This is a genomic window from Serratia nevei (assembly GCF_037948395.1).
In the GTDB taxonomy this organism is placed as follows: Bacteria; Pseudomonadota; Gammaproteobacteria; order Enterobacterales; family Enterobacteriaceae; genus Serratia; species Serratia nevei.
In genome coordinates this window covers 3958638-3984569 of the sequence record NZ_CP149940.1, presented here as the reverse complement: position 1 = coordinate 3984569, position 25932 = coordinate 3958638, and the positions used below count along the sequence as shown (strand labels likewise).

23 protein-coding genes and 1 pseudogene are annotated in these 25932 nt (G+C 61.3%); 20 read left to right on the top strand and 4 right to left on the bottom strand.

Annotated elements, in window-relative coordinates:
• From fdx to V8N38_RS19095, 15 genes are all read left to right on the top strand, one after another.
• Positions 1-336 carry an ISC system 2Fe-2S type ferredoxin gene (fdx, locus tag V8N38_RS19165; protein WP_004941417.1) on the top strand — a complete coding sequence of 112 codons (336 nt, stop codon included), beginning with the start codon at positions 1-3 and terminating at the stop codon, positions 334-336.
• Between the two features lie 32 nt (positions 337-368).
• Positions 369-569 carry a Fe-S cluster assembly protein IscX gene (iscX, locus tag V8N38_RS19160; RefSeq protein ID WP_006327336.1) on the top strand — a complete coding sequence of 67 codons (201 nt, stop codon included), beginning with the start codon at positions 369-371 and terminating at the stop codon, positions 567-569.
• A gap of 223 nt (positions 570-792) precedes the next feature.
• Positions 793-2088 carry an aminopeptidase PepB gene (gene pepB, locus V8N38_RS19155; RefSeq protein WP_033635597.1) on the top strand — a complete coding sequence of 432 codons (1296 nt, stop codon included), beginning with the start codon at positions 793-795 and terminating at the stop codon, positions 2086-2088.
• An 89-nt stretch (positions 2089-2177) separates the two neighbouring features.
• The gene (sseB, locus tag V8N38_RS19150) at positions 2178-3008 is read left to right on the top strand and encodes an enhanced serine sensitivity protein SseB (protein WP_102984273.1); all 831 of its coding nucleotides are present in this window, start codon (positions 2178-2180) and stop codon (positions 3006-3008) included.
• Positions 3009-3170: 162 nt separating this feature from the next.
• A complete protein-coding gene (gene ndk, locus V8N38_RS19145) occupies positions 3171-3596 on the top strand; it encodes a nucleoside-diphosphate kinase (RefSeq protein WP_004941424.1) in 426 nt (141 codons plus the stop codon).
• Between the two features lie 237 nt (positions 3597-3833).
• A complete protein-coding gene (locus tag V8N38_RS19140; protein ID WP_004941426.1) occupies positions 3834-5030 on the top strand; it encodes a bifunctional tRNA (adenosine(37)-C2)-methyltransferase TrmG/ribosomal RNA large subunit methyltransferase RlmN in 1197 nt (398 codons plus the stop codon).
• 98 nt (positions 5031-5128) lie between these two features.
• A complete protein-coding gene (pilW, locus tag V8N38_RS19135) occupies positions 5129-5878 on the top strand; it encodes a type IV pilus biogenesis/stability protein PilW (protein ID WP_147840197.1) in 750 nt (249 codons plus the stop codon).
• Entirely contained in the window at positions 5868-6842 is a 975-nt protein-coding gene (gene rodZ, locus V8N38_RS19130) for a cytoskeleton protein RodZ (protein ID WP_147840196.1), read from the top strand. Before pilW ends, rodZ begins: the two co-directional genes overlap by 11 nt.
• A 47-nt stretch (positions 6843-6889) precedes the next feature.
• Positions 6890-8011 carry a flavodoxin-dependent (E)-4-hydroxy-3-methylbut-2-enyl-diphosphate synthase gene (gene ispG / locus V8N38_RS19125; RefSeq protein ID WP_016929756.1) on the top strand — a complete coding sequence of 374 codons (1122 nt, stop codon included), beginning with the start codon at positions 6890-6892 and terminating at the stop codon, positions 8009-8011.
• Positions 8012-8150: 139 nt separating this feature from the next.
• Complete coding sequence (gene hisS / locus V8N38_RS19120; RefSeq protein ID WP_060424931.1) at positions 8151-9425, top strand: histidine--tRNA ligase; 1275 nt, start codon at positions 8151-8153, stop codon at positions 9423-9425.
• A 13-nt stretch (positions 9426-9438) separates the two neighbouring features.
• Positions 9439-10059 (top strand): YfgM family protein, encoded by a 621-nt coding sequence (locus V8N38_RS19115; protein ID WP_033635592.1) that lies wholly within the window; start codon positions 9439-9441, stop codon positions 10057-10059.
• Positions 10060-10070: 11 nt separating this feature from the next.
• Positions 10071-11252: an outer membrane protein assembly factor BamB gene (bamB, locus tag V8N38_RS19110; RefSeq protein WP_060424928.1), complete on the top strand. Its 1182-nt coding sequence runs from the start codon at positions 10071-10073 to the stop codon at positions 11250-11252.
• 131 nt (positions 11253-11383) lie between these two features.
• Positions 11384-12874: a ribosome biogenesis GTPase Der gene (gene der / locus V8N38_RS19105; RefSeq protein WP_019452357.1), complete on the top strand. Its 1491-nt coding sequence runs from the start codon at positions 11384-11386 to the stop codon at positions 12872-12874.
• A gap of 99 nt (positions 12875-12973) precedes the next feature.
• Positions 12974-13930 (top strand): AEC family transporter, encoded by a 957-nt coding sequence (locus tag V8N38_RS19100; RefSeq protein WP_047730075.1) that lies wholly within the window; start codon positions 12974-12976, stop codon positions 13928-13930.
• Between the two features lie 12 nt (positions 13931-13942).
• On the top strand, positions 13943-14164 hold the full coding sequence (locus tag V8N38_RS19095; RefSeq protein WP_147840195.1) for a zinc ribbon domain-containing protein: 222 nt from the start codon (positions 13943-13945) through the stop codon (positions 14162-14164).
• A 4-nt stretch (positions 14165-14168) separates the two neighbouring features.
• Here the strand turns inward: V8N38_RS19095 and V8N38_RS19090 are convergent, their stop codons facing one another.
• The 3 genes from V8N38_RS19090 to V8N38_RS19080 form a co-directional block, all read right to left on the bottom strand.
• Positions 14169-14510 (bottom strand): protealysin inhibitor emfourin, encoded by a 342-nt coding sequence (locus tag V8N38_RS19090; RefSeq protein ID WP_033635587.1) that lies wholly within the window; start codon positions 14508-14510, stop codon positions 14169-14171.
• Positions 14510-15535, bottom strand: a complete 1026-nt coding sequence (locus tag V8N38_RS19085) for a M4 family metallopeptidase (RefSeq protein WP_147840194.1) — start codon at positions 15533-15535, stop codon at positions 14510-14512. Before V8N38_RS19085 ends, V8N38_RS19090 begins: the two co-directional genes overlap by 1 nt.
• Before the next feature lie 62 nt (positions 15536-15597).
• Positions 15598-16680 (bottom strand): LacI family DNA-binding transcriptional regulator, encoded by a 1083-nt coding sequence (locus tag V8N38_RS19080; RefSeq protein ID WP_147840193.1) that lies wholly within the window; start codon positions 16678-16680, stop codon positions 15598-15600.
• 359 nt (positions 16681-17039) lie between these two features.
• Between V8N38_RS19080 and V8N38_RS19075 the strand changes: the two genes are divergently transcribed.
• Both V8N38_RS19075 and V8N38_RS19070 read left to right on the top strand, forming a co-directional pair.
• The gene (locus V8N38_RS19075) at positions 17040-18350 is read left to right on the top strand and encodes an MFS transporter (RefSeq protein ID WP_033635583.1); all 1311 of its coding nucleotides are present in this window, start codon (positions 17040-17042) and stop codon (positions 18348-18350) included.
• A gap of 11 nt (positions 18351-18361) precedes the next feature.
• Positions 18362-20728: a TIM-barrel domain-containing protein gene (locus V8N38_RS19070; protein WP_147840192.1), complete on the top strand. Its 2367-nt coding sequence runs from the start codon at positions 18362-18364 to the stop codon at positions 20726-20728.
• 3 nt (positions 20729-20731) lie between these two features.
• Here V8N38_RS19070 and xseA read toward each other — a convergent pair whose 3' ends face one another.
• Positions 20732-22108: an exodeoxyribonuclease VII large subunit gene (gene xseA, locus V8N38_RS19065; RefSeq protein ID WP_147840191.1), complete on the bottom strand. Its 1377-nt coding sequence runs from the start codon at positions 22106-22108 to the stop codon at positions 20732-20734.
• Between the two features lie 170 nt (positions 22109-22278).
• On the opposite strand from xseA, the gene guaB reads away from it, so the two are divergent.
• The 3 genes and pseudogenes from guaB to V8N38_RS19050 all read left to right on the top strand — a co-directional run.
• Positions 22279-23742 carry an IMP dehydrogenase gene (guaB, locus tag V8N38_RS19060; protein WP_004941460.1) on the top strand — a complete coding sequence of 488 codons (1464 nt, stop codon included), beginning with the start codon at positions 22279-22281 and terminating at the stop codon, positions 23740-23742.
• Positions 23743-23844: 102 nt separating this feature from the next.
• Complete coding sequence (gene guaA / locus V8N38_RS19055; protein ID WP_019452367.1) at positions 23845-25422, top strand: glutamine-hydrolyzing GMP synthase; 1578 nt, start codon at positions 23845-23847, stop codon at positions 25420-25422.
• A 214-nt stretch (positions 25423-25636) separates the two neighbouring features.
• Positions 25637-25771, top strand: a pseudogene (locus V8N38_RS19050) (type II toxin-antitoxin system Phd/YefM family antitoxin); the annotation flags it as partial.
• Positions 25772-25932: the final 161 nt, after the last annotated feature.

The window sequence follows — 25932 nt, the reverse complement described above, 5'->3', positions numbered from 1 at the left end:
ATGCCTAAAATTGTTTTCCTGCCCCATCAAGATCTTTGCCCGGAAGGGGCGGTTCTGGAAGCCGAAAAAGGGGAGTCGATCCTCAACGTTGCGCTGCGCAACGGCATTGAAATCGAGCACGCCTGCGAGAAATCCTGCGCCTGCACCACCTGCCACTGCATCGTGCGTGAAGGCTTCGATTCGCTGGAAGAGAGCAGCGAGCTGGAAGACGACATGCTGGACAAAGCGTGGGGGCTGGAGCCGGAAAGCCGTCTGAGCTGCCAGGCGCTGGTCGCCGACGAAGATCTGGTGGTCGAAATGCCGCGCTACACCGTCAACCACGCGCGTGAGCATTAATTGTTAGCCGCAGCGCCAACCCGGAGATCATAATGGGACTGAAGTGGACCGACAGCCGAGAAATCGGCGAAGCCCTGTACGACCAATACCCGGACACCGATCCGAAAACCGTGCGTTTTACCGACATGCATCAGTGGATCTGCGATCTGGAAGAGTTCGACGACGATCCGCAGGCTTCCAACGAAAAAATACTGGAAGCGATCCTGCTGGTCTGGTTAGATGAAGCGGAGTAAATAGCGTAACGGGCTGCCATGGGCGGCCCGTTTATTTTGTATCCGACATACCCGTCGTCTTTCAAACCGCAGCGTTGTTACCTGCACGATCACACCCCAGTCACTTACCTGAGTAAGCTCCTGGGGATGAGATCGCTGGGCGCCTAGCTGCAATTTGAAATCCATAGGGTATGCAATAAAGCCCTAATGAAATAATAAAGGGAACATCCGGAGTAAGAAGGCTATGACAACAGAATTCATGCAGGTCACGCTGTCGCAACAACCTGCCGATGCCCGTTGGGGCGAAAAAGCGCTGCTCAGCACCAACGGCGAAGGGATGACCATCCACCTGACCGGCGCCGACAAGCTGGGCGCGATCCAGCGCGCGGGCCGCAAAATTGACGGTCAGGGCATCAAAAACGTCAAGCTGGCCGGCGACGGTTGGGACTTGGAAAACAGCTGGGCGTTTTGGCAGGGCTACCGCGGGCCGAAAGGGCAGCGCAACGTCGAATGGGCCGAGCTGCCGGAAGCCGCGCGTCAGGAGCTGGATAAGCGCCTGAAGATCGTAGACTGGGTGCGCGACACCATCAATATGCCGGCGGAAGAGCTGGGGCCGGAGCAGCTGGCGACCCGCGCCGTCGATCTGATGTGCGACGTCGGCTGTGATGCCGTCAGCTACCGCATCACCAAGGGTGAAGATCTGCGCGAGCAGAACTATGCCGGCATCCACACCGTCGGCCGCGGCTCCGAGCGCCCACCGGTACTGCTGGCGCTCGACTTCAACCCGACCGGTAACCCGGACGCGCCGGTGTTTGCCTGCCTGGTCGGCAAGGGCATCACCTTCGATACCGGCGGTTATAGCCTGAAGCAGAGCGCCTTTATGGACTCGATGAAGGCTGATATGGGCGGCGCGGCCACCATCACCGGCGCCCTGGCGCTGGCGGCGGCGCGCGGCCTGAAGCAGCGCGTGAAGCTGTACCTGTGCTGCGCCGACAACATGGTCAGCGGCAACGCCTTCAAACTGGGCGACATCATTCGCTACCGCAACGGCAAAACCGTTGAGGTGATGAACACCGATGCGGAAGGGCGCCTGGTGTTGGCCGACGGCCTGATCGACGCTTCTGAGCAGAACCCGCAGCTGATTATCGACTGCGCCACCCTGACCGGCGCGGCCAAAACTGCGGTCGGCAACGATTACCATGCGCTGTTCAGCTTCGACGACGCGCTGGCGCAGGAGCTGCTGAGCAGCGCCGCCGCCGAGCAAGAGCCGTTCTGGCGTCTGCCGCTGGCCGAGTTCCACCGCAGCCAGCTGCCGTCCAACTTCGCCGAGCTGAACAACGTGGCCGGCCCGGCCTACACCGCCGGCGCCAGCACCGCGGCGGCCTTCCTGTCGCACTTCGTCAAGAATTACCAGCAAGGCTGGCTGCACATCGACTGTTCCGCCACCTACCGCAAAGGCGCGGTGGAGCAGTGGTCGGCCGGCGCGACCGGTTTGGGCGTGCGTACCCTGGCCAATCTGCTGCTGAGCAAAGCCAAATAATTGAACGCCCGCCGCGTCGGGCGCTAGAATGCGCATTATCTTCGGGGCCCAGCATGCTGGGCCTCGTTATTTGATCCCTGGAGTTTGCCATGAGTGCCCATCATCACGATGCCGCCCCGAGCGAGAACGAACTTGAACGCCTGCTGAAGCTGGCGGTGACGGAGCCGGCCCACCGCCCGGCGTTCTTCCGTGAATTGCTCGACGCCACGGTGCTGATCCTCGGCGACAGCGAGCAGGTGCAGCAGGACGGCGACATCGCGCTGAACGCGGATACGCCGGTCAATATCCAGCATTGGGAGAAGCAGGACGGCGGCAGCATCATTCCGTTCTTCACCTCGCTGGAGGCATTGCAGAAGGCCGTTGAGGACGAACAGCCGTTTATCGCTATGCCGGCGCGGGTGTTGTTCGAAATCACCCAGGGCGCGGATCTGTTCCTCAACCCGAAGGCGGAGTACGGCAAGGAGTTCTACCCGGAAGAGGTGGCGATGCTGCTGGCGACCGGCGGCGTCGTCAAACCGGTGGAGCATTACGTCGACAAAGAGACCCAAATCCTGCTGGGGCAGCCCGAAGAGTACCCGTCGGCGATGGTGGACGCGTTGACCACGCTGTTCAGCCAGCGCAAGCCGGTGCGCCGCGCGTTTCTGGCGCTGATGCACGACCAGGCGGCGGACGAGAAGCCGAATTTGCTGATCGGGCTGGAAGTGGACGCCGAGTCGGCGGAGATCGAGGCGTTGATCAACGAGGCCGGCAGCGTCGCCAGCGAAACGGCGCCGAACGACGAACCGGTGGATTTCTGCCTGGTGTCGGAGAAAGAGCGCGGCATCAGCCACTATCTGATCTCCCATACGCAGCCGTTTTATCAGCGCCGCTGGGGCAGCTGGCTGCGCAATTTGATCCCGTCTACCGACAAGACCCAGTAGCGCCACCACGTTGTCGAAAATGGCCCATGAAGATCATATTTTTTTAATGAAATGTTGATTTTCCCGTAGGCAAGCGTTAACGGCGCACATATAATCTGCGCCACTTGAGAAGGCCGGCAACATTGCAGACCGGCCTGTTTTGGAAGTCATACAGAGGCCATCATGACCGTAGAACGTACCTTTTCCATCGTTAAACCAAACGCTGTAGCCAACAACGACATCGGCGCTATCTATGCGCGTTTCGAGCGCGCCGGTTTCAAAATCATCGCCGCTAAAATGCTGCGTCTGACTCGCGAGCAAGCTGAAGGCTTCTACGCTGAGCACAAAGGCCGCCCATTCTTCGACGGTCTGGTTGAGTTCATGACCTCCGGCCCAATCATGGTGCAGGTTCTGGAATCTGAAAACGCCGTGCAGCGCAACCGCGACATCATGGGCGCAACCAACCCGGACAACGCGCTGGCCGGTACCCTGCGTGCCGACTACGCGGACAGCTTCACCGCTAACGCCGTGCACGGTTCCGACTCCGTTGAATCTGCACAGCGCGAAATCGCTTACTTCTTCAACGAAAGCGAAATCTGCGCACGTTAATCGTGCCGTTTCTTGGCTGATAACCAGGCATTCACCGGCTGAAACAATAAAAATGCCCTGAATGCCTTTCAGCCGTAGCCACCCGCTACTAAAATTTGTACAATGCCGCGCCCCTGATAAGACGACTTGTCAGGGGCGTGTTTTTAGTGCCGCCACCCGAATCATGCGGGCTGAAATGCACAACTTACTGTCCATTCTTTAGCGCCATAACGTGTAATAACGAGGCCAGAGATCATTATGTTAGAACCCATCACGTCCGAGCACACCGTGTCTGAAAATAATTCGCTGACTACCCCCTCCGTTAACGTGGAGCAACCGGCTGCGGCCAAAATCAACCTGCTGGACCTGAACCGCCAGCAAATGCGCGAGTTCTTCGCCGAAATGGGCGAGAAACCGTTCCGCGCCGATCAGGTGATGAAGTGGATTTACCACTACTGCTGCGACGATTTCGAGCAGATGACCGACATCAACAAAGTCCTGCGCGGCAAGCTGCAGCGCGTGGCGGAGATCCGCGCGCCGGAAGTGGCGGAAGAACAGCGTTCGGCCGACGGCACCATCAAGTGGGCGATTAAAGTCGGCGATCAGCAGGTCGAAACCGTGTACATCCCGGAAGCCGACCGCGCGACGCTGTGCGTCTCCTCGCAGGTAGGCTGCGCGCTGGAGTGTAAATTCTGTTCGACGGCGCAGCAGGGCTTCAACCGCAACCTGCGCGTGTCGGAAATCATCGGCCAGGTGTGGCGCGCGGCGAAGATCATCGGCGCGCTGAAGGTGACCGGCCAACGCCCGATCACCAACGTGGTGATGATGGGCATGGGCGAGCCGCTGCTCAACCTGAACAACGTGGTGCCGGCGATGGAAATCATGCTGGACGACTTCGGCTTTGGCCTGTCCAAACGCCGCGTGACCCTGTCTACCTCCGGCGTGGTGCCGGCGCTGGACAAGCTGGGCGACATGATCGACGTGGCGCTGGCGATCTCGCTGCATGCGCCGAACGACACCATCCGCGATGAGATCGTGCCGATCAACCGCAAGTACAACATCGAGACCTTCCTGTCCGCGGTGCGTCGCTATCTGGAAAAATCCAACGCCAATCAGGGCCGCGTGACCGTCGAGTACGTGATGCTGGATCATATCAACGACAGCACCGACGATGCGCATCAGCTGGCGGAAGTGCTGAAAGACACGCCGTGCAAGATCAACCTGATCCCATGGAACCCGTTCCCGGGCGCCCCCTACGGCCGCAGCTCCAACAGCCGGGTGGATCGTTTCTCCAAGGTGTTGATGGAATACGGCTTTACGACTATTGTTCGTAAAACCCGTGGTGACGATATCGACGCCGCCTGCGGGCAACTGGCGGGTGAAGTGATCGACCGTACCAAGCGTACCCTGAAGAAGAAAATGGCCGGGGAACCTATCAACGTACGGGCGGTCTGAATCCTATAGCACCATTTTTTGTTATCTAACAGCCTGTTATGCGCAAGCGTGTCGCTGGCGGGCGTTAGCTGACGGCCGATAAGGAAATGAATGCGGGCATGAAGCTGAAACTGTGGGGTGTGTGGCTGGCGGCCGGGTTGTTGGCCGGGTGTTCCGGTTCAGCGCCGGAAAAGGAAGCACAAGTCTCTGAGGCGGACCAGACGCGGTTGCAACTGGGCCTGGAGTACCTGCAGCAAGGCGACATGGACGCCGCGCGCCAGAACCTGGAAAAGGCGCTGGACGCGGCCCCGCAGGATTACCGCACGCAGTTGGGCATGGCGCTCTACGCGCAGCGGATCGGTGAAAATGCCGCGGCCGAACAGCGTTATCGGCAAGCGCTCAAACTTGCGCCAGGCAATGGCACCGTATTGAATAATTACGGTGCGTTTCTTTGCGGTTTAGGGCAGTATGTACCGGCGCAACAGCAGTTTAGCGCTGCGGCGCTGGCGCCCGATTATGGCCAGGTCGCCGACAGCCTGGAAAACGCAGGTTACTGTTTTCTCAAGGCCGGACAAAACGATGAGGCGCGCACGCTGTTGAGCCGCGCGCTGAAGGTCGATCCGGACAAAGGCACTCCGCTGTTGGCGGAGGCCGAAAAGCAATTTGGAGAAGGGAAGCGCGCCCAGTCGCAACTTTTATTGGATGTTTATCAGCATGTTCTGCCGGCCAGCGCCAGCAGCTTATGGTTACAGATTCGTTTCGCCGCGTTAGCCGGCCGTCAGGATAGCGTTCAACGCTATGGCAAGCAGCTAGCGCGAAGTTTTCCACAATCCAAACAGTACCAGCAGTTCTTAGCTAATGAATACTGAAGCCTCCCAAGATAAAACCGTATCCATGACGACGGGCCAGCGCCTGCGTCAGGCCCGTGAGCAACTCGGGCTGAGCCAACAGACCGTTGCAGAACGCCTGTGTCTCAAAATGTCCACCGTGCGCGATATCGAGGAAGACAGCGTGTCTGCTGACCTCGCGTCCACCTTCGTGCGCGGTTACATCCGTTCCTACGCCAAGCTGGTGCATTTGCCGGAAGACGAACTGCTGCCGATGCTGTCCAAGCAGGCGCCGTTGAAGATGGCGAAAGTGGCGCCGATGCAAAGCTTCTCGCTGGGCAAGCGCCGCAAGAAACGCGACGGCTGGCTGATGAGCTTCACCTGGCTTATCGTGTTCGTGGTGATCGGCCTGACCGGCGCCTGGTGGTGGCAAAACCACAAGGCCCAGCAGGAAGAGATCGCCACCATGGCCGATCAGTCCTCCGCGCAGCTTTCACAGAATAACGAAGGGCAGTCCGTGCCGCTGACCGACGGCAACGCCGACGCCGGCACCAACGTGCCGTTGACCGACAACAGCGCTGCGCCGGCCGATGCCGGCGCAGCGGCTCAGGCACCGGCGGCTACCGCTCAGGTGCCGGGCACGGCTCAGCAGCAGCCTGCCGTGGTGTCGCCAAGCCAGACTACCCTGCCGGAAACCACCCCGGCGGCACAAGCGCCGCTGCCGACCGCCGATGCGGGCGTGGCTGCGCCGGCGGCCGATCCGAACGCGCTGGTAATGGACTTCTCCGCCGACTGCTGGCTACAGGTGAGCGACGCGAGCGGTAAAACGCTGTTCAGCGGCACCCAGAAGAAGGGCGGCAAGCTGAACCTGGCCGGCACTGCGCCGTATAAGTTGACCATCGGCGCGCCGGCGGCAGTACAGATCCAGTATCAGGGTAAACCGGTTGATTTAAGCCGGTTCGTTAAGTCAAACCGTGTTGCTCGCCTGACCGTCGCCGCGCAGTAATCGCGCGGCCCCGGTCGTGATGTCAGAGCAGCAATGGAGAGTAAGTAATGCATAACCAAGCGCCCATCAACCGTCGAAAATCTACACGCATTTACGTCGGCAAGGTGCCTATTGGTGATGGCGCGCCGATTGCCGTGCAGTCGATGACCAACACCCGTACCACCGATGTTGAAGCAACGGTTAATCAGATCAAAGCGCTGGAGCGCGTGGGCGTCGACATCGTCCGCGTTTCGGTTCCTACCATGGACGCCGCCGAGGCGTTCAAGCTGATCAAGCAGCAGGTCAACGTGCCGCTGGTCGCCGATATCCATTTCGATTATCGCATCGCGCTGCAGGTTGCCGAATACGGCGTAGACTGCCTGCGCATCAACCCGGGCAACATCGGTAACGAATCGCGCATTCGCTCGGTGGTGGACTGCGCCCGCGACAAGAACATCCCGATTCGCATCGGCGTCAACGGCGGCTCGCTGGAGAAAGATCTGCAGGAAAAGTACGGCGAACCGACGCCGGAAGCGCTGCTGGAATCTGCCATGCGCCACGTGGACATCCTCGATCGCCTCAACTTCGACCAGTTCAAGGTCAGCGTCAAGGCGTCGGACGTGTTCCTGGCGGTGCAATCTTACCGCCTGCTGGCCTCGCGCATCGATCAGCCGCTGCATCTGGGCATCACCGAAGCCGGCGGCGCACGCAGCGGGTCGGTCAAATCGGCCATCGGCCTGGGCATGCTGCTGTCTGAAGGCATCGGCGACACCCTGCGCATCTCGCTGGCGGCGGATCCGGTCGAAGAAGTGAAGGTCGGTTTCGATATCCTGAAGTCGCTGCGCATCCGCGCGCGCGGCATCAACTTCATCGCCTGCCCGACCTGTTCGCGTCAGGAGTTCGACGTGATCGGCACGGTGAACGCGCTGGAGCAGCGCCTGGAAGACATCATCACGCCGATGGACGTTTCGATCATCGGCTGCGTGGTGAACGGCCCGGGCGAAGCGCTGGTGTCCACCATGGGCGTGACCGGCGGCCACAAGAAGAGCGGCTTCTATGAAGACGGCGTGCGCCAGAAAGAGCGTTTCGACAACGAACAGATGATCGACCAGCTGGAAGCGAAAATTCGCGCCAAGGCCGCGATGATGGACGAAAGCAACCGCATCACGGTCAACCTGCTGGAAAAATAAGCGTTATCGCTACACGGCGGGCCTGTTGGCCCGCTTGTTTATGAACCTGAAGGGCAGAAAACCGCATCCGCGTTGAATACCGGGCGGCAAAGTCCCTATAATCGGGTTCATTTTTACAGACAACGGACAGAGAACTCACGTGGCAAAGAACATTCAAGCCATTCGCGGCATGAACGACTACCTGCCGGAAGAAACGGCATTATGGCAGCGTATTGAAGGCACCCTCAAGCAGGTGCTGGGCAGCTACGGTTACAGCGAAATCCGGTTGCCGATTGTAGAGCAGACCCCGTTATTCAAACGCGCGATCGGCGAAGTGACCGACGTCGTGGAAAAAGAGATGTATACCTTCGAAGACCGCAACGGCGAAAGCCTGACGCTGCGTCCGGAAGGGACGGCTGGCTGCGTGCGCGCCGGCATCGAACATGGTCTGCTGTACAATCAGGAACAGCGTCTGTGGTACATCGGCCCGATGTTCCGCTACGAGCGCCCGCAGAAGGGCCGCTACCGTCAGTTCCATCAGCTGGGCGCGGAAGTGTTCGGCCTGCAAGGCCCGGACATCGACGCCGAGCTGATCCTGCTGACGGCCCGCTGGTGGAAAGCGCTGGGCATCGCCGAGCACGTCAAGCTGGAGCTGAACTCCATCGGTTCTCTGGAGGCGCGCGCCAACTACCGCGACGCGCTGGTGGCGTTCCTGGAGCAGCACGTCGAGGTGCTGGACGAAGACTGCAAACGCCGCATGTACAGCAACCCGCTGCGCGTGCTGGATTCCAAAAATCCTGAGGTGCAGGCGCTGTTGAACGACGCGCCGCGCCTGTCCGAGTACCTGGACGAAGAATCCCGTGCTCACTTCGCCGGTCTGTGTGAACTTTTGGCGCAGGCAGGTATCCCATATACCGTTAACGAGCGCCTGGTGCGCGGTTTGGATTACTACAACCGCACCGTGTTTGAGTGGGTGACCACCAGCCTGGGCGCGCAGGGCACCGTCTGCGCGGGCGGCCGTTACGACGGCCTGGTCGAGCAATTGGGCGGCCGTGCTACCCCGGCAGTCGGTTTCGCCATGGGCCTCGAGCGCCTGGTGTTGCTGGTGCAGGCGGTTAACCCGGAATTCAAGGCGCCGTCGGCTATCGACGTGTACGTCATCTCTTCCGGCGCGGGCACCCAGAGCGCGGCGATGCAGCTGGCTGAACAGGTGCGCGACGCGGCGCCGCAGCTGAAGCTGATGACTAATTACGGCGGCGGCAACTTCAAGAAGCAGATTACCCGTGCGGACAAATGGGGCGCGCGCATCGCGCTGATCCTGGGTGAGAGCGAAGTGGCGGCGCAGCAGGTGGTGGTGAAAGACCTGCGCAGTGGTGAACAAGAAACGCTGGCGCAAGGCGAAGTCGCTGCGCGTCTGGCTTTGATGTTAGGTTAAGGAGAAGGACACCGTGGAAGTCTATACCACTGAAAACGAACAAGTCGACGCACTGCGTCGGTTCTTTGCCGAGAACGGCAAAGCGCTGGCGGTGGGCGTGGTGCTCGGAATTGGTGCCCTGGTTGGCTGGCGTTACTGGCAGAGCCATGAAAACTCCAACATGATGGCTGCGTCGCAATCCTATCAGGAAGCCAGCGATCGTCTGGCGGCCGGCAAGCCGGATGACGTGGCTGCCGCGGAGAAATTTGTCCAGGCTAATGGCAACAGCTACGGCGTATTGGCCGCGCTGCAGTTGGCCAAGCACTTTGTCGAACAGAATGATTTCGCCAAGGCGGAACAACAACTGGCGCTGGCGCAGGGCCAGACCAAAGACGACAACCTGTTGGCGATGATCGATCTGCGTCTGGCGCGCGTCCAGCTGCAGGAGAAAAAGCTGGATGAAGCGCTGAAAACGCTAGATGGCGTGAAAGGCGAAGGCTGGGCGGCGATGATGCAGGATGTGCGCGGCGATGTGCTGCTGGCCAAGGGCGACGCCAAGGGCGCACGCGAAGCTTACAGCAAAGGCATTGAGTCCAACGCTTCTCAGGCGCTGCAGGTTCTGCTGCGCATGAAATTGAATAACTTGTCCAGCTAAGGGGAATTCCCATGCAATTGCGTAAAACACTCTTGGTCGGACTGGTTTCCGCTGCCTTGCTGAGTGGTTGCTCGCTGTTTAACAGCGAAGAAGACGTGGTTACCATGTCGCCGTTGCCGAAAGTTGAAAATCAGTTTACGCCGAACAAGGCGTGGAGCACCTCGGTGGGCGACGGTATCGGTGAGTATTACTCCCACCTGCGTCCGGCCTATCAGGACAGCACCATTTACGCCGCCGATCGCTTCGGCATCGTGAAAGCGATGGACGCCGACAGCGGCAACGAGAAGTGGAAGGTCAATCTCTCCGAGAAGACCGGTTTCTTCTCCAGCAACCTGTCTGCGCTGCTGTCGGGCGGCCTGACGGTCGCGGGTGACAAGGTTTACGTCGGCAGCGAAAAAGCGGTGGTTTACGCATTGAACACCGCCGACGGCGCCATCGCCTGGCAGACCAAAGTGGCCGGCGAAGCGATCTCCCGTCCGGTTGTCAGCGACGGCATGGTGTTGGTGCACACCTCCAACGGTATGCTGCAGGCGTTGAACGAGGCCGACGGCGCGGTAAAATGGACGGTTAACCTGGACATGCCTTCGCTGTCGCTGCGCGGTGAATCCGCGCCGGCCGTCGCCTTTGGCGCCGCCATCGTCGGCGGTGACAACGGCCGCGTCAGCGCCGTGCTGATGCAGCAGGGTCAACTGATCTGGCAACAGCGCATTTCTCAGCCGAGCGGCGCGACCGAAATCGATCGCCTGAACGACGTGGACACCACGCCGGTGATCGTTGATGGCGTGGTCTACGCGCTGGGCTACAACGGCAACCTGACGGCGCTGGATCTGCGTTCCGGCCAGATCATCTGGAAACGCGAGCTGGGTTCGGTGAACGATTTCATCGTCGACGCGGGCCGCATCTACCTGATCGACCAAAACGATCGCGTCGTCGCGCTCAGCACTGAAGGCGGCGTGACCGTGTGGACGCAGAGCGATCTGCTGCACCGCAACCTGACGCCGCCGGTGATGTATAATGGTTATCTGGTGACCGGTGACGCCGAAGGCTATCTGCACTGGATCAACACCACCGATGGCCGTTTTGTCGCCCAGCAGGAAGTGGACAGCTCCGGCTTCCTGTCTGCGCCGATGGTGGCCGGCGACAAGCTGGTCATCCAGGCTCGCGGCGGGAAAGTTTACGCTTTCACCCGCTAACGCCGCTCGTCGCAAGGCTTGAAAACGGCTCCTGAATGTTCAGGGGCCGTTTCGTATTTTTATAAGCTGCACCGCTGGTGTCTATCCACAGTGCAGTAACGCATTGATTATTAAGTAATGAGGCTTCAACAATGATACCTGTCGTCGCGCTGGTCGGGCGCCCGAATGTGGGTAAATCCACCTTGTTCAACCGTTTAACCCATACGCGCGATGCGCTGGTGGCGGATTTCCCGGGGCTGACGCGTGACCGCAAGTATGGTCGTGCTGAAATCGAAGGCAATGAATTCATCATCGTCGATACCGGCGGTATCGACGGCACCGAAGACGGCGTCGAAACGCGCATGGCCGGTCAGTCGCTGCTGGCGATCGAAGAGGCGGACATCGTGCTGTTCATGGTCGACGCCCGCGCCGGCCTGATGCCGGCGGATCAGGGCATCGCTCAGCACCTGCGCAGCCGCCAGAAGGCGACCTTCCTGGTGGCCAACAAGACCGACGGCCTGGATCCGGATACCGCCACCGCCGATTTCTACTCGCTCGGCCTGGGTGAAGTGTTCGCTATCGCCGCTTCCCACGGCCGTGGCGTGACCCAGCTGATCGAACACGTGCTGGTGCCGTTCGTGCCGGAAAAACCGGAAGACGTCGAGCTGACCGAGGAAGAGGCCAACGCCGCTTACTGGGCCGAGCAAAACGGCGAAACGCTGGAAGGCGAAGAAGACGAAGAGCCGGAAGAAGAGTTCAACCCGCAGGATCTGCCGATCAAACTGGCGATCGTCGGTCGTCCGAACGTTGGTAAGTCTACGCTCACTAACCGCATCCTCGGCGAGGAGCGCGTGGTGGTGTATGACATGCCGGGCACCACTCGCGACAGCATCTACATTCCGATGGTGCGCGACGAACGCGAATATGTGCTGATCGACACCGCCGGGGTGCGTAAACGCGGCAAGGTGACCGAAACCGTCGAGAAGTTCTCGGTGATCAAAACCCTGCAGGCGATTGAAGACGCCAACGTCGTGCTGCTGGTGATCGACGCGCGTGAAGGCATCTCCGATCAAGATCTCTCGCTGCTCGGCTTTATCCTCAATAGTGGGCGCTCACTGGTGATTGCGGTCAACAAGTGGGACGGCATGAGCGAAGAAGATCGCGAGCACGTGAAAGAGATGCTCGACCTGCGTCTGGGCTTCGTCGACTTCGCGCGCGTGCACTTCATTTCCGCGCTGCACGGCAGCGGCGTCGGCAACCTGTTCGAATCGGTGCAGGAAGCCTACGAGTGCGCAACCCGCCGCGTAAATACCTCGATGCTGACCAAAATCATGCAGATGGCGGTTGACGATCACCAGCCGCCGTTGGTGCGCGGCCGCCGCGTGAAGCTGAAATATGCCCACGCCGGCGGTTACAACCCGCCGATCGTGGTGATCCACGGCAACCAGGTCAGCGATCTGGCCGATTCGTACAAACGCTATCTGATGAACTACTTCCGCCGCTCGCTGAACGTGATGGGGACGCCGATCCGCATCCAGTTCAAAGAGGGGGACAACCCGTTCGCCGGCAAACGCAACCTGCTGACGCCGACCCAGATGCGTAAGCGCAAGCGCCTGATGAGCCACCTGAAAAAGAGCAAGTAATCGCTCATGTGGGGCGCGGCAGTGATGCCGCGCCCCTTTTTTATTGGCCCGAAATCGTTTTATTATCTGAAGATTACCTCGCCTGCCTGAAGGAACACCATGTCCTGGGAAACCTGGAGTTTTGCGTTCAACGTCACCGTGCCGAATCTGTTGATGATGCTGCTGGGGATCCTGCTGCGCCATTGGCGCCTGATGGATGACCGCTTTGTCGACGGCGCGACCCGCCTGGTGTTCAATCTGGCGCTGCCGTGCCTGCTGTTTTTCAGCATCGCCACCAACCACCCGCAGCTGCTCGGCAACCTGCCGCTGGTGCTGTTCGGCGCGGTCGGCACGCTGGCGACCTTCCTGCTCTTGGAGCTGGCCGCCAAGTGGCTGGTGAAAGAACCGCGTGAGCGCGGGGTGTTCGTACAGGGCGGTTTCCGCGCCAATACCGCCATCGTCGGCCTGGCCTACGCCATGACCGCCTATGGCAGCGAAGGCATTGCGCTCGCCTCGCTGTATCTGACGGTGACGGTGATCCTGTTCAACGTGCTGTCGGTCATCACCCTCACGCGCAGCCTGCAGGGCGGGCAGGGCAAGAAAATCAGCCACCTGTCTTTGCTGCGCAGCATCGTTACCAACCCGCTGATCATTGGCCTGGTGTGCGGGCTGCTGTATGCGCAAACCGGGCTGGGCATCCCGACCGTGATCCGCCAGACCGGCAGCTATATCTCCGCGCTGTCGCTGCCGCTGGCGCTGCTGTGCACCGGCGCCAGCCTGGATTTTCGCGCCATGTTCCGCTCGTCCAACGTGGCGGCGCTGTCGTCGGCGGCCAAGCTGTTTCTGGTGCCGTGCCTGATGACGCTGGCCGGCTGGCTGTGCGGGTTTCAGGGGGCGGCGCTGGGCATTATCTTCCTGTTTTCCGCCACGCCGACCGCTTCGGGCAGCTATGTGATGACGCGCGCCATGGGCGGCAACGCCACGCTGGCGGCCAACATTATCGCCATCACCACCGTCGGTTCGTTCTTCACCACCGCGTTGGGGATCTATTTCTTGCGCTCATGGGGCGCGATTTAACCTGGAGTCGTTATGGAAGCGCACTGTCCGCACTGCCGTCAGACCATGAAGTGGGTAGCGGGTCACTACCATTGTGAAGCCTGCCAGAGCGATTATCGGCAGCTGGCGAGCTGCCCGGAGTGCGGGCAGCCGCTGCAAGAATTGAAAGCCTGCGGGGCGGTGGATTACCTGTGCCAGAACGGGCACGGGCTGATCTCCAAAAAACGGGTGAATTTCAGCTATCAGCCGCTGTAAGCCCTCACTCATCCACCTGGCCGGTTTTCCACAGATCCACCAGCGCCTGCGGCGCGCTGCTTTCCGGGATTAACAGCACAATCTCAGTGCTTAGGGTGGGGCTGGTGTAGTTAATTTGCACGCGGTAGTAGCGCTGGTCGCCGCAGCCGGGGGAGGTGGGCTGGCCTTCTTCCTGCGCATAGGGCAGCGTCTGGTTCAGCAACTGATTCAGGCGCTGCCGCTGCTCCGGCGTGATGTCGGCCAGCGCGATGCGGCGCTGGCCCGCCAGTTTGGGAATGTAGGCGAAGCCTCCCTCGCGCGCCAGCTCAATGACCGTATCCTGATTGAGCGTCGGCAGCGGTTTCATTATTCCACCCCCACCTGATGCCAGGCTTGCTGCACCTTGTCCGCCACGCTCTGGTCGAAACGCGCTAGCGCATGTTTCACCGTGGCGCGGGCGAAGGTGGCGAAGTCGGCGTTTTGCGGCAGCGCTTTGTCGCACACCGTGTCATACCAGACGTAGCCGGCTTTCTCCCAGGCGAAGCCGCCCAGCGCCGTCGCCGCCAGGTAGAAGGCGCGGTTGGGGATACCGGAGTTGAGGTGCACACCGCCGTTGTCTTCCTTGGCCTGGATATAATCTTTCATGCTGGCGGGCTGCGGGTCTTTGCCCAGCAGCGGATCGTCGTAGGCGGTGCCGGGTGCCGACATCGAGCGCAGCCCTTTGCCTTTGATGCCCTTGGCGAGCAGCCCGGCGCCGATCAGCCAGTCGGCTTTATCGGCGGTTTGCTGCAGGTGGAACTGCTTGACCAACGAGCCGAATACGTCGGACAACGACTCGTTGAGCGCCCCGGACTGCTGGTAGTAGATCAGCCCGGCTTCGCTCTCGGTCACGCCGTGCGCCAGCTCGTGGCCGACCACGTCGATGGCGATGGTGAAGCGGTTGAAGATCTCGCCGTCGCCGTCGCCGAACACCATCTGCTGGCCGTTCCAGAAGGCGTTCTGGTACTCCTTGCCGTAGTGCACGCTGCCAACCAGCGGTAGCCCCTGGTTATCCAGTGAATTGCGGCGGTAGGCCTGCCAGAAGAAATCGTAGGTGACGCCGAGATAGTCGTAGGCCTCGTCCACCGCCACGTCGTGGTTGCTGGGCTGGCCCTCTTTGCGCACCTGTTTGCCGGGCAGCTGGGTACCGTTCTGGGCATCGTAGATATCGCGGAGCGCTTCGCCGGCTCGGGCGTTTTTCTCGGTCGGCGAACGCAGCGGCTTGTTGCCGAGCAGGCTTTGCACGTGGTTCAGCGTGTGCAGCGCGCAGTCGCGCTGCGGGGCGTTGCCGTGTTCAATGATGCGGCGCAGCATGTAGGGAGGAATGACGGAACGCATGCGCTGGGCTGGCATAGTGGCTCTCCTTAGGCAAAAATTTTACCTCATCGAATGAATGCACTGTGCCTAAGTGTAGCCTACTCGTCATAAAGCCTGTGGTCATGCGTGCTCACCGCCGGCGCGGTCTTGTGCGGGCTGATGCGCCGCACCGAGGCGCGCACCGCCAGCCGGCCGTGCAGCAGCAGATTGCACGGCGGCGCGTCGGCGCGCAGCATGCGCCGTTGCAGCAGTTGGATCGCCTCGTAGCCCAGCTCATCGCGCGGAACCTGCACCGAGGTCAGCGGCACATCGTGGATTTCCGCCAGGTTGAAGCCGTCGGTGCTCATCACCGAGACGTCGCCCGGCACGCTCAGGCCCCGCTTGTTGAGCGCCTTGACCGCCCCGACCGCCATGTAGTCGCCGCCGGCCAGGATCGCCGTCGGCAGCGGGGAGTGGCCGAGGAGGCCATCGAGGTAGGTGGCCAGCGCCTGCTCGGCCTCTTCGCCGCCGAAGCCCGAGGTGGTGACCAGATGGCGGCCGTCGTCGAACGGCAAATGATGCCGGGCGTAGGCCTGCCGGATGCCCGCCAGCCGCAGCTCCATGGTGTGGCGGCGCAGACACTGCAGGTTGAGGATATGGCTGTGCCCCTGCTGGAACAGGTAGCTGGCGGAGTAATCACCGATCAGCTGATGATCCGGTGAGACGCTGTCCAGCCGCATCTGCCGATCGCTGCAGTTGATCAGCACGCAGGGCTTGTGCAGATCGGCGGCCAGGGTGTGGATATGCTCGTCGTCGATGCCGATGATCAGCGCCGCTTCGGTGTGCGGGTCGCTCATCTTTTCCAGAAACAGCGCGCCGTCGCTGTGTTGCTCTTCCAGCCCGCAGTAGCGGATGCGCACCTCGTGCTCCATCAGCGCGGCGGCGATACCCTGAATGACCTTGTAGTAGAAGATGTCGGTGCGCACGTCGAACGCGCGCTGCGGCGCGAACACCATCACGTTGTTCAGCATCAGCCGGCCGCTGGAAATACCCTGCAGAATGCCGTTTTGCTGCGCACAGTCCAGCACCTTGCGGCGCGCCTCGGCGCTGGTGTTGGCCTTGCCCGCCAGCACGCGGGAAACGGTGCTGATCGACAATCCGGTTTGGCGAGCGATCTCCTGAATTTTCAGCTTTCCGTTCATTCTGTGATCTCCTTCAAATTCGTCCATGAGAATATTTTCACCGCGGATTTTCAGCGTCTTGACCGGCTTTCATGCCCATTATGACTATTTTTTCACCCGCCTGTGAAAATCTTTGCAAAAAACCCCGTTTCGCTACGCGCTCTCGCTGAGTAGTCTGCATTGGTACACCAATTTTAGCGACCTATCAGTCCAATTTTAACGGTGTGCGAAAAAGAAAACAAAAAATAAATCATGGGGTTGTGATTGTCTGTCGGCCAATGATACGGCGCCGACCCGTTTTCACCGTCCCGTGTTTGATAGCACAACGTACCCTACTAAAACACGCGTTGCCGTCGCCGGCGGCCGCGGGGAGAGAACCGATGAGTGTGGAGATCAATCAGGCGGTCGCGCAGAGCGGCCGGCGCAAGTTCAAATCGCTGCGCTGGTGGATGCTGGCGCTGTTCTTGCTGGGCGTCACGGTCAACTACATCACCCGTAACTCGCTGGGCATTTTGGCGCCGGAGCTGAAAACCAGCCTGAATATGAGCACCGAGCAATATGCCTGGGTGGTGGCGTCGTTCCAGCTGGCTTACACGGTGTTTCAGCCGATCTGCGGCTGGCTGATCGACGTTATCGGCCTGAAGATGGGCTTTCTGATCTGCGCCGGCATTTGGGCGGTGGTATGCATGCTGCACGCCGGCGCCGGCAGCTGGCTGCAACTGGCCATTCTGCGCTTCTTCATGGGGGGCGCGGAGGCGGCGGCCACCCCGGCCAACGCCAAGGCGATCTCCGACTGGTTCCCGAAGAAGGAGCGGCCGATCGCCGCCGGCTGGGCGGGCGTTGGTTTCTCCATCGGCGCCATGCTGGCGCCGCCGATCATCGTCATCGCTCACGTCTCCTTCGGCTGGCAGGGCGCCTTCCTGTTCTCCGGCGGGCTGGCGCTGATTTGGGTGGTGCTGTGGTGGCTGTTCTACCACTCGCCGCAGCAGCACCCGAACCTCAGCCAGCAAGAGCTGGATCTGATCCGCGAAGACAACGAGCCGGTGCTGCCGAAGCTGCCGTTCCTCACCTCGCTGGCCAGCCTGTGCAAGAACAAGAAGTTCTACGGCATCGCCATCCCGGCCTTTCTCGCTGAACCGGCCTGGGCGGTCTTCAGCTTCTGGGTGCCGCTGTACCTGGCCACCGAACGCGGCATGGATCTGAAACAGATCGCGATGTTCGCCTGGCTGCCGTTCCTGGCGGCGGATATCGGCAGCGTCGCCAGCGGCTATCTCACCACCCTGTACCGCAAATGGTTCGGCTGCAGCCGCGTCAACTCGGTGGTCGCCAGCTCGGTGACCGGCGCTTTCCTGATGGTGTCGCTGGCGTTCGTGGCGATCACCCAAGATCCCTATGTGGCGATCGCGCTGATCTCGATCGGCGGCTTCGGCCACCAGGTGATCTCCTGCATGCTCAGTGCGCTGGTGGTGGAGTCGTTCGATAAAAACCAGATGGCGACGGTCAATGGTATGCGCGGCTCCAGTGCCTGGATCGCCAGCTTCCTGTTCACGCTGCTGATCGGCGCGGTATCCGACACCATCGGCTTCAACCCGCTGTTCATCGCCATGGGTTTCTTCGACCTGATCGGCGCCCTGTTCCTGATTGCCCTGATCGCCGAACGCGGCGGTAAGAAAACACCTTCACACAGCTAAGTGGAATGCTTATGAAAACCTTGAAAAACTGGACGTTGGCGGCGCAGCATGCCGACCACGTTGAGCTGCTGGTCGATGAACGCCACCGTTTCTGCCTGTACGTGCTGGAAAACGATCTGTTCCGCGTGTTGATCAAACGTGAGGGCGAGCTGGCGCTGGATCGCACCTGGAGCATCGCGCCGCAGGAGGATGTGCCCTGGGAGGGGCGCGATCGGCTCAGCGTCGCCGGCTTCAGCCTGCCGGGCTATCAGCTGCGCCAGGAGGGCGATCGGCTGGTGGTCAGCACGCCGCGTCTGCGCGTAACGGTGCATCAGCCGCTGTGGCTGGAATGGGCGTACTGCAACGCCGCCGGCGAGTGGCGGCCGCTGGCGGCGGACCGGCCGACCAGCGCCTACCTGCTCAATGCGCACGGCGACGGCGTGGCGCACTACCAGCGCCGTTTCGCCGATGAGCGCTATTACGGCCTGGGGGAAAAAGCCGGCGATCTGGAACGCACCGGCCGCCGCTTCGAGATGCGCAATCTGGACGCGATGGGCTACAACGCCGCCAGCACCGACCCGCTGTACAAACACATTCCGTTTACCATCACCCGCGGGCCGGAGGCGAGCTTCGGCCTGTTCTACGACAACCTGAGCAGCTGCTGGCTGGATCTGGGCAACGAGATCGACAACTACCACGCGGCCTATCGCCGCTATCAGGCCGAAGCGGGCGATCTGGATTACTACCTGTTCCTCGGGCCGAAGGTAGTGGACGTCACCAAGGCCTTCGTGCGCCTGACCGGCCGCACCCACTTCGGGCCGAAGTGGAGCCTGGGCTACAGCGGCTCGACCATGCACTACACCGACGCGCCGGATGCCCAGCAGCAGCTGCAGCAGTTCATCGCGCTGTGCCGTCAACACGCCATTCCCTGCGACTCCTTCCAGCTGTCGTCGGGCTACACCTCGATCAACAACAAGCGCTACGTGTTCAACTGGAATTACGACAAGGTGCCGCAGCCCAAGCAATTGAGCCAGGCGTTTCACGACGCCGGTCTCAGGCTGGCGGCCAACATCAAACCGTGCCTGCTGCAGGATCACCCGCAGTATCAGGCGGTGGCGGCGCAGGGGCTGTTTATCCGCGATTCGCAAAGCGACGCGCCCGAGCGCTCCAGCTTCTGGGACGATGAGGGATCGCACCTCGACTTCACCAACCCGGCGGCGGTGCGCTGGTGGCAGCAGGGTGTCACGCAGCAGCTGCTGGAGATGGGCATCGATTCGACCTGGAACGACAACAACGAGTACGAAGTGTGGGACGGCGAAGCGCGCTGCCACGGCTTCGGGCGGCCGATCGCCATCAAGCACATCCGCCCGGTGATGCCGCTGCTGATGATGCGCGCCTCGATGGAGGCCCAGCAGCGCTTCGCGCCGCAGAAGCGGCCGTACCTGATCTCGCGCTCCGGCTGCGCCGGCATGCAGCGCTACGTGCAGACCTGGAGCGGCGACAACCGCACCAGCTGGCAGACGCTGCGCTACAACATCCGCATGGGGCTGGGCATGAGCCTGTCCGGGCTGTATAACCTCGGCCACGACGTCGGCGGCTTCTCCGGCGACAAGCCGGATGCGGAGCTGCTGGTGCGCTGGGTGCAAAACGGCGTGATGCATCCGCGTTTCACCATTCATTCCTGGAACGACGACGCCACGGTCAACGAGCCCTGGATGTACCCGGCCGCCACCCCGGCGGTGCGCGAGGCGATCAACCTGCGTTACCGGCTGCTGCCGTATTTCTACACCCTGTTATGGCAGGCCTGTGCCGACGACGAGCCGATGCTGCGCCCGACCTTCCTCGATCATGAACAGGATGCGCGCACCTTCGGCGAGAACGACGATTTTCTGATCGGCCGCGATCTGCTGGTGGCCAGCGTAGTGGAACCGGGGCAGCGCCGGCGTTCGGTGTATCTGCCGGACAACGGCGAAGGCTGGTACTGCTTCTACAGCGGCCAGTGGTTCGGCGGCGGCCAGACGGTGACGCTGGCGGCGCCGCTGGAGCGTCTGCCGCTGCTGGTGCGCGCCGGGGCGGCGCTGCCGCTGTCGCAGCGGTTGGCGCATGTGGACGTGGCCGCCGACGATCGGCGCGAGCTGCGGCTGTTTCCGCTCAAGGGCTGCGGTGCAAGCAGCGGGCTGCTGTTTGAGGACGACGGTGAAAGCGACGGCTGGCGGCAGGGCGATGCGCTGTGGCTGCGCTGGGAAATGCGCTGCGACAATCAGCGCATCATGCTGGATATCACGACGGAAGGGCGTTTCCGCCCGGCCTGGCGCACGTTGGCGCTCAGCCTGCCGGAAGGCGAGACGCGCGCGCTGTGGGTAAACGGCGAACCGGGCGAGCGTTTTATGCTGGAGTAGGGGTTACTCGGCCGCGCGTTTCTTGCGCGGCTTCTTGGCGACGGTGATGGTTTTCACCTCGCTTTCCACCCAGCCATCCTGCAGGCGGGTTTTCAGCAGTTCGCCGACCTGCGCCTGCTTGGTGGTTTTCAGCAGCTCGCCGCGCGGGGTTTGCGTCACGCTGTAGCCGCGCGCCAGCGTCGCCAGCGGGCTGACGGTTTCCAGTTGGCTGCAGGCCACGCCGAAGCGCTGGCGGTAGGCGTTGAGCTGCCGCTCCATCGCCTGCTGCAGGCGGTATTCCTGCTGCTGTACGCGCTGTTGGTAGCGGTGAATGCGGCCCTGCGGCTGCACCTGCGCCAGCCGCTGCTGGGCGCGTTCGCTGCGGCGGGCGGCCAGGCGCAGCTGTTGCTGCATGCCGTCTTCCATCCGGCGCTGCAGCTTGAACAGCAGCGTCTGCTGACGTGCCAGGCGCAGATGCGGATGCTGCTGCTGTAAACGGTGGTGAATGCGGGTGAACTGCTGCTGGCGCTGCGCCAGGTAGTAATCCATCGCCATCTCCAGCCGCTGCTGCTGCGACTGCAGCTGGCGCAACAGCTCAAGCTGATTGCGGCTGACCAGTTCGGCGGCGGCGGAAGGGGTCGGCGCGCGCAGATCGGCGACGAAGTCGGCGATGGTGACGTCGGTTTCATGGCCGACGGCGCTGACGATCGGAATGCGGCTGGCGAAGATCGCCCGCGCCACGCGTTCGTCGTTGAAGCTCCACAAATCCTCCAGCGAACCGCCGCCGCGGCCGACGATCAGCACGTCGCATTCGTCGCGGCGGTTGGCGGTCTCGATGGCGCGCACGATCTGCATCGGCGCTTCTGCGCCCTGCACCGAGGTGGGGTAGATGACGATCGGCAGCGACGGATCGCGCCGCTGCAAGACCTGCAGAATATCGTGCAGCGCCGCGCCGCTGGCGGAGGTGATCACCCCGACGCGTTTGGCCGGGGCGGGCAGCGGCTGCTTGAACTGCTGATCGAACAGCCCTTCGGCGCTCAGGCGCTGTTTCAGCTGCTCGAACTGTTGCTGCAGCAGGCCGTCGCCGGCGGGCTGCATGCTCTCGGCGATCAGCTGGTAGTCGCCGCGCGGTTCATACAGCGTGATGCTGGCGCGCACCAGGACCTGCTGGCCGTTTTGCGGCCGGAAGGTGACGCGGCGGTTGCTGTTGCGGAACATTGCGCAGCGCACTTGGGCGTGGTCGTCTTTCAGCGTGAAATACCAGTGGCCGGAGGCGGGCTGGGAGAGGTTGGAGATCTCGGCGGAGAGCCAAATCTGCCCCATTTCCATTTCCAGCAGTTGGCGAACCGTCTGATTGAGGCGGCTTACGGTAAAAATGGAAGGCGAAACAGGTAGCGACATGTGACCCAGATCAAATTTCAAAACAATCACTTAATTGGTCGATACTACATGGCTGAAAAAGGTAATCAAGACTTTTTGTAAGAAAGTGCTGGAGGCAACCGATTCCGCTCTGTATAATGCCGCGGCAATATTTTATCTTTTTCACAGCCCACCCTGGTGAGATATTGCCCATGCTACGTATCGCTAAAGAAGCTCTGACGTTTGACGACGTCCTCCTGGTTCCAGCCCACTCCACGGTTCTGCCTAACACCGCAGAGCTCGGCACTCAACTGACCAAAACCATCCGCCTGAACATCCCTATGCTGTCCGCAGCCATGGATACCGTTACCGAATCCGGCCTGGCCATCGCGCTGGCGCAGGAAGGCGGCCTGGGCTTCATCCACAAAAACATGTCTATCGAGCGCCAGGCTGAAGAAGTCAGCCGCGTGAAGAAGCATGAAAGCGGCGTAGTCACCGACCCGCAGACCGTTACCCCGGCCACCACGCTGCAGGAAGTGAAAGAGCTGACCGCGCGCAACGGCTTCGCCGGTTATCCGGTCGTCACCGAAGACAACGAGCTGGTCGGCATCATCACCGGCCGCGACGTGCGCTTCGTGACCGATCTGACCCAGCCGGTCACCGCGGTCATGACGCCGAAAGATCGCCTGGTCACCGTGAAAGAAGGTGAAGCGCGCGACGTGGTGCTGCAGAAGATGCACGAAAAGCGCGTAGAAAAAGCGCTGGTGGTGGACGACAGCTTCCACCTGCTGGGCATGATCACCGTTAAAGACTTCCAGAAAGCGGAACGCAAACCGAACGCCTGTAAAGACGAGCACGGCCGTCTGCGCGTGGGCGCGGCGGTCGGCGCCGGCGCCGGCAACGAAGAGCGCGTTGACGCGCTGGTGGCGGCAGGCGTTGACGTCCTGCTGATCGACTCATCGCACGGCCACTCCGAAGGCGTGTTGCAGCGCATCCGCGAAACCCGCGCCAAATACCCGGATCTGCAGATCGTCGGCGGCAACGTCGCGACCGCAGCGGGCGCCAAAGCGCTGGCTGAAGCCGGCGTGAGCGCGGTGAAAGTCGGTATCGGCCCTGGCTCTATCTGTACCACCCGCATCGTGACCGGCGTGGGCGTACCGCAGATCACCGCCATCGCCGACGCGGTGGAAGCGCTGGAAGGCACCGGTATTCCGGTTATCGCCGACGGCGGCATCCGCTTCTCCGGCGACATCGCCAAAGCGATCGCCGCGGGCGCATCCTGCGTGATGGTCGGCTCCATGCTGGCGGGCACCGAAGAATCCCCGGGCGAAATCGAGCTGTATCAGGGCCGTTCGTTCAAATCTTACCGCGGCATGGGCTCGCTGGGCGCGATGTCCAAAGGCTCTTCCGACCGTTACTTCCAGACCGATAACGCCGCCGACAAACTGGTGCCGGAAGGTATCGAAGGCCGCGTGGCCTATAAAGGCATGCTGAAAGCCATCGTGCACCAGCAGATGGGCGGCCTGCGCTCCTGCATGGGCCTGACCGGCTGCGCCACCATCGACGATCTGCGCACCAAGGCTGAGTTCGTGCGCATCAGCGGCGCCGGCATTCAGGAAAGCCACGTGCACGACGTGACCATCACCAAAGAGTCGCCGAACTACCGCATGGGCTAATGCCTTAACCTCTCCTGAGTGAGAGGCCGGGATGGGGCGTTAAGCCCCATCCCGAAACACACATTTTCGCTCTTTTTCTCTTGTTGCTGGAATTCGCCTCACATGACACAAAATATCCATAAGCATCGCATCCTGATACTGGACTTCGGTTCGCAATACACCCAACTGGTCGCCCGCCGCGTGCGCGAAATCGGCGTTTACTGCGAACTGTGGGCCTGGGACGTTAGCGAAGAGCAGATCCGCGAATTCAACCCAAGCGGCATCATCCTGTCCGGCGGCCCGGAAAGCACCACCGAAGCCGGCAGCCCGCGCGCCCCGGACTACGTGTTCAACGCCGGCGTGCCGGTGCTGGGCGTGTGCTACGGCATGCAGACCATGGCGATGCAGCTGGGTGGCCATGTGCAGGGTTCCAACGAACGCGAGTTCGGCTATGCGCAGGTGGAAATCGTCAAAGAGAGCGCGCTGCTGCGCGACATCGAAGATGCCATCAGCCCGGCCGGCAAACCGCTGCTGGACGTGTGGATGAGCCACGGCGACAAAGTGACCGCGATCCCGTCCGACTTCGTGACCATCGCCAGCACCGACACCTGCCCGTTCGCCATTATGGCCAACGAAGAAAAACGCTTCTACGGCGTGCAGTTCCACCCGGAAGTGACCCACACCCGCCAGGGCCAACGCATGCTGGAGCGCTTCGTACTGGATATCTGCCAGTGTGAAGCCCTGTGGACCCCGGCCACCATCATCGAAGATGCGGTCGAGCGCATCCGCGAGCAGGTGGGTGAAGACCACGTGATCCTCGGCCTGTCCGGCGGCGTCGACTCCTCCGTGACCGCGATGCTGTTGCACCGCGCCATCGGCAAACGCCTGACCTGCGTGTTCGTCGACAACGGTCTGCTGCGCCTGAACGAAGCCAAGCAGGTGATGGAAATGTTCGGCGACCACTTCGGCCTGAACATCGTGCACGTTGAGGCGGAAAATCGCTTCCTGACCGCGCTGGCGGGCGTGGACGAGCCGGAAGCCAAGCGTAAAATCATCGGCCGCGTGTTCGTTGAAGTGTTCGACGAAGAAGCCTGCAAGCAAGAGCAGGTGAAATGGCTGGCGCAGGGCACCATCTACCCGGACGTGATCGAATCCGCCGCTTCCGCCACCGGCAAAGCGCACGTGATCAAGTCGCACCACAACGTGGGCGGCCTGCCGAAAGAGATGAAGCTGGGCCTGGTCGAGCCGCTGAAAGAGCTGTTCAAAGACGAAGTGCGCAAGATCGGCCTGGAGCTGGGCCTGCCGTACGACATGCTGTTCCGTCACCCGTTCCCGGGCCCGGGTCTGGGCGTGCGCGTGCTGGGCGAAGTGAAGAAAGAGTACTGCGATCTGCTGCGCCGCGCCGACGCCATCTTCATCGAAGAGCTGCACAAGGCCGACCTGTACAACAAAGTCAGCCAGGCGTTCACCGTGTTCCTGCCGGTGCGTTCGGTCGGCGTGATGGGCGACGGCCGCAAATACGACTGGGTGGTCTCCCTGCGTGCGGTAGAAACCATCGACTTCATGACCGCGCACTGGGCACACCTGCCGTATGACTTCCTCGGCCGCGTCTCCAACCGCATCATCAACGAAGTGAACGGCATCTCCCGCGTGGTGTACGACATCAGCGGCAAGCCGCCGGCGACGATCGAGTGGGAGTGATTTAACACTTCCTGCAGCCTGTTCGTAACTAGGCCGTAGTGACTAAGACCCTCTGTTTTTACAGGGGGTTTTTCTTTATTTGGCCATATCTTTTCCGCCATGCTTCCAGCCTTGGGTAAAGCCGAACATTGTTTGTGGTCGAAATATGGCCTATGTTCAGACCTTGGTATGATTGATAGCGCCTGGGGATACGATGAAAGTAGAGACCATCAACTACGTTATAGAATCCTATGAGCAGTTGCAGGAGCGAGAGAACGCCATTGCTCTGCTGAAATTGCTGATGCTGTCAGAGAAGGATAAAGCGGAAGGGCGTGTGTTCTCGAAGGAACAGCTGTTGGATGGGCTTTAAGCATTACAGTGCTCAACATTAAGGGATTGCATTGGAACAGCAGGTGGCCTTTGAGCACACGCGTACCGTAAGGCACTGTATTGACTCCATTGTCACACCATCAGGATATCCAGCAGTTGTTGTTTAAGCGTCTCATCATGCCCTGATAGCCCGAGGGCTGC